The organism is Candidatus Obscuribacterales bacterium (assembly GCA_036703605.1).
Taxonomy (GTDB): domain Bacteria; phylum Cyanobacteriota; class Cyanobacteriia; order RECH01; family RECH01; genus RECH01.
On record DATNRH010001010.1, the window covers coordinates 1 to 4,075 of the forward strand.

The window sequence follows — 4,075 nt, forward strand, 5'->3', positions numbered from 1 at the left end:
ACTCAATCTGCTGGGACTTACGCTGCACTTGAGCGTTTAAGCGACTCAGAACGTTGTAGCAGAGATCGCCTAGGTCTAGGCGCTGGGGTTGAATTTGGAACCCAGCTCCCTGGCCACGAGCCACTTGCAGCACATCAGCAATCATGCGATCGACGGCCTTGGTCTGAGTGCGGGCATGTTTAAGCAATTGAGCCATCAATTCCGGTGTAAACCGAGAGGGGAGTTCACTAGCTTCGGTATTGAGACCCATTTCTAAGGTTTCCAACGCAATCGACACCGCCGTGATGGGATTACGTAAATCGTGGGCCAGCATAGAAATCAGGCGATCTTTAAACAGCACCTGTTCCTGAAGATCCTCCTTTTCCTGGCGCAGTTGAAAGATTTCGTCGGATAGCTGAATCAGCTCTGCAGAATGGGCGACGGATGCCAGGGTAGCCGATGTGGGGGATGCCTCGATCGCCTCTGTGGAATTAGAAGCATTGGAAGGACTAGACTCTTCCGGTACGATCTGAGCAGCTATATCATCTAGCGATCGCTGCCAGCGCTCCCACCAGTTACCAATTTGAGCCACCAAGTTTGTACCGGCTAGCATCTGACGCGGCTCGGGAAATAACTTGATCAGCGTTGGTGTGGCCACCAGCTTGAAATGTTCGGCCAGGTGAGGCTGTTCGCTAACATCCACCACCTGAAGATCAACGAGGTATGGGGTCGGCAGTTCCTTCAGCTTGCTGCGAATTTGACGAATTTTCTCGGCAGAGTAGGGACGCTTGTCCACAAATAACAGGAGTTGCAGCGATACGGCAGCGGTCTGCGGCAGAGTCTCCTGCGAGTTGTTCAGTGCCTCCATGCGATGTTTTTCAAGCATTTCGTTGGAATGGCAGTTAGTTTAGGCAGTGGGCTGGATATGCAGACAGCGATCGCCCTTGATCAGGTCATTGATCCACGGATATCCGCAGTCAACCGATGCGCTTCCGTCGCTTCAATCTAAAGATATTCTAAAGCGATTGTTTGGTTTCGTAACCCCTGAGTGGGCCCAATTCCCCCGGGGATCAGCTTGATCCCCAGAGATATCGCATCTAGGTCAACGGGATCGGCGATCGCTTAGGGTAACCATAGACATGCTTCGATCCGGCATACTACAACGCTAAGGATTCCCCTACCTAGCGATCTCCCTAGGATTTCTAGCGATCCCTAAGCAGTTTTCATCGACCCTCAACGTTACCTCGCGATCGCCAAAGGTCTGGAGGCGATCGCTGGCAAGAGCGCGTCGTGAGAGGGTCGGGTTTCTAGCTGGCCCTTAAGGTAGATTGCAGCGTCTGGCGAGCCTGCTCTAGGGCCGCATCCAGTTGCTCAGGATCTCGCCCGCCCGCCTGGGCCAAGTTGGGTCGGCCACCGCCGCCACCGCCACAGAGTTTAGCGATCGCGCCGATGAATTTTCCAGCCTGGAGACCCGCTTGATTCACCGCTGGACTGAAGGCTGCCACCAAGCTGACCTTGCCCGCTTCCGGTACCGACCCCAGCACCACAGCTCCATCCCCCAGCTTTTGCAGCAACCGTTCCGCTGCGGTTTTCAACGATTCGGGGTCACTTTCCCCTAGTTGGGCCACGAGAATTTGCACCGCGCCCACTGTTTCCACTTGGCTCAGGAGACCGTCACTCTGGGCGATCGCTAGGTCTGACTTGAGGGCGGTCAACTGCTTCTGGGCCAGCTTCAGGTCATCCTGGAGAGTCGTGACCCGCTCGACCACCTCCTCCGGTTTCACCTTAAAGCGATCGCTCAACTCCCGCACCACCTGCTCCCGGAGATTGAGGTATTCCAGCACCGCCGGGCCAGCGATCGCCTCAATGCGCCGAATGCCTGCCGCTACGCCCGTTTCAGACACAATCTTAAACAGGCCAATTTCTGCCGTATTGCTCACATGGGTGCCGCCGCAGAGTTCCATAGAGACGCCGGGAAAATCAATCACCCGCACATCATCGGCATATTTCTCTCCAAACATGGCGATCGCCCCCTTTGCTTTCGCATCCGCTAGGGACATGACCGTGATCGTGGCGGCATGGGCTTCAGCAATCCAGGTATTCACCTGAGCTTCAACCTGCTGGATCTGTTCAGGAGTCAGGGGTTTGGCATAGTTGAAGTCAAACCGGAGGCGATCGAAGGATACCAAGGAACCGGCTTGGGAAATGCTGTCACTCACCAAGGTTTTGAGCGCCGCTTGCAGCAGATGCGTAGCCGTGTGGTTGGCCTGGGCCCGACGGCGACAGGCCAGGTCAATCTGGGCCGTGACCCGATCGCCAACGCCGAGACTGCCCCGCTCCACGGTGCCGATGTGCAGAAAGATCGAGCCTTCTTTTTGCACATCCTCAATGCGCACCAAGGTGCTCTCTGTCGATAGGTAGCCACGATCGCCAATTTGACCGCCCGACTCGGCATAGAAGGGCGTTTGGTCGAGCACCAGGCGCACCGCTGTCCCTGCCGCAGCCTGATCCACCGGATGACCGTCTACGAGCAACACTTGCACCGTGGCGCTGGCGGCCACATCGGCATAGCCCAAAAATTCGGTTTCGTGGATATGCTCAGCCAGTTGATCCAACGCACCCTGTACCGTCAGATCGATGGTTTCATGGGCGGCTTGGGAGCGCTGTCGCTGCTGCTCCATGGCCGTCTCAAACTCAGCCACGTTGACCGTCAGCCCCTGTTCTTCCGCAATTTCCTGGGTGAGTTCCAGCGGGAAGCCGTAGGTGTCGTAGAGCACGAAGGCATCTCGACCGGTAATCTGCCCCCCAGCCGGTACCTTCGATAAAATCTCGCTGAGCAATTTCTCGCCCCGCTCTAGGGTTTCCAAGAAGCGCGCTTCTTCTAGCTGCAGTTCGGCTTGAATCAGCACCGCCCGTTCCCGAACTTGAGGATAAACGTCTTCACAGAGGGCGATCGCCGTTTCGGCCACCTCGGTGACAAAGGGGCGATCGATTCCCAACAGGCGACCATGGCGCACCACTCGCCGGATTAAGCGCCGCAGCACATAGCCCCGCCCTAGGTTGGATGCAGTGATGCCATCGGCAATCATATGCACCACCGAGCGCACGTGATCACCCACAACTTTTAAGGAGACCTTTGTGGAGTCATCTGCCTTGGCATAGTCCAGGTTGGCGATCGCTGCTGCGGTTTTGATGATGGGGAAAATCAGATCCGTCTCATAGTTATTGGGCACCTGCTGCAAAATTTGCGCCATGCGCTCCAGACCTAGGCCGGTATCAATATTTTGCTTTTGCAGCGGTGTGAGCTGTCCCTCCGCATCCCGGTTGTATTGCATGAACACCAAGTTGTAAAACTCGATGAACCGGCTGTCGTCTTCTAGGTCGAGGGTGGCATCACCCAACTCGGGGTGGAAGTCGTAGTAAATCTCAGAGCAGGGGCCGCAGGGGCCCGTGGGGCCAGACACCCAAAAATTATCTGCTTCATCCATGCGCTGGATGCGGTGGGCGGGAATGCCAATCTGGTCGCGCCAGATGGCAAAGGCTTCATCATCGTCACGAAATACGCTCACCACCAATCGCTCGGGAGGTAGCCCAAATACCTGCGTCGACAGTTCCCAGGCCCAAGCGATCGCGTCGGATTTGAAATAATCGCCAAAGCTGAAGTTGCCCAGCATCTCAAAAAAGGTGTGGTGGCGTGCCGTGCGACCCACATTTTCAATATCGTTGGTGCGAATACATTTTTGAGAGCTGGTGGCGCGCAAACAATCCGGCTGACGCTGTCCTAGGAAAATGGGCTTGAAGGGCAACATTCCCGCGATCGTCAGTAGCACCGTCGGATCCTCCGGCACTAGCGACGCGCTGGGCAAAATGCGATGCCCGCGGGCTTGATAGAACTCTAGGAACGTTTGTCGAATTTGAGCGCCGCTAAGAAAGGTGACCATGGGACTTCCGCAATACAGGCTATGTGCTTAACTCTTCGCATTCTATTGTCATTCATGGGGACAGATTCGACAAAATTTAGCGCGATCGCCCCAGATTTTCCCTTGAAAATAGATGCCCTCCACCTCACAGTTCGTCTAGATTCGCCCCCTGCCCA

At 55.8% G+C, this 4,075-nt stretch carries 2 protein-coding genes; both read right to left on the reverse strand.

The features are described from left to right. Positions 1-847 (reverse strand): circadian clock KaiB family protein (locus V6D20_20660; protein ID HEY9818192.1); only part of this gene is annotated, 847 nt, incomplete at its 3' end. Between the two features lie 439 nt (positions 848-1,286). Next, entirely contained in the window at positions 1,287-3,920 is a 2,634-nt protein-coding gene (gene alaS / locus V6D20_20665) for an alanine--tRNA ligase (protein HEY9818193.1), read from the reverse strand. Between the last annotated feature and the right edge of the window lie 155 nt (positions 3,921-4,075).

Excerpts from the sequence above, each read along its gene's own strand:
- alaS (HEY9818193.1), bottom strand. The coding sequence starts at position 3,920 with ATGGTCACCTTTCTTAGCGGCGCTCAAATTCGACAAACGTTCCTAGAG.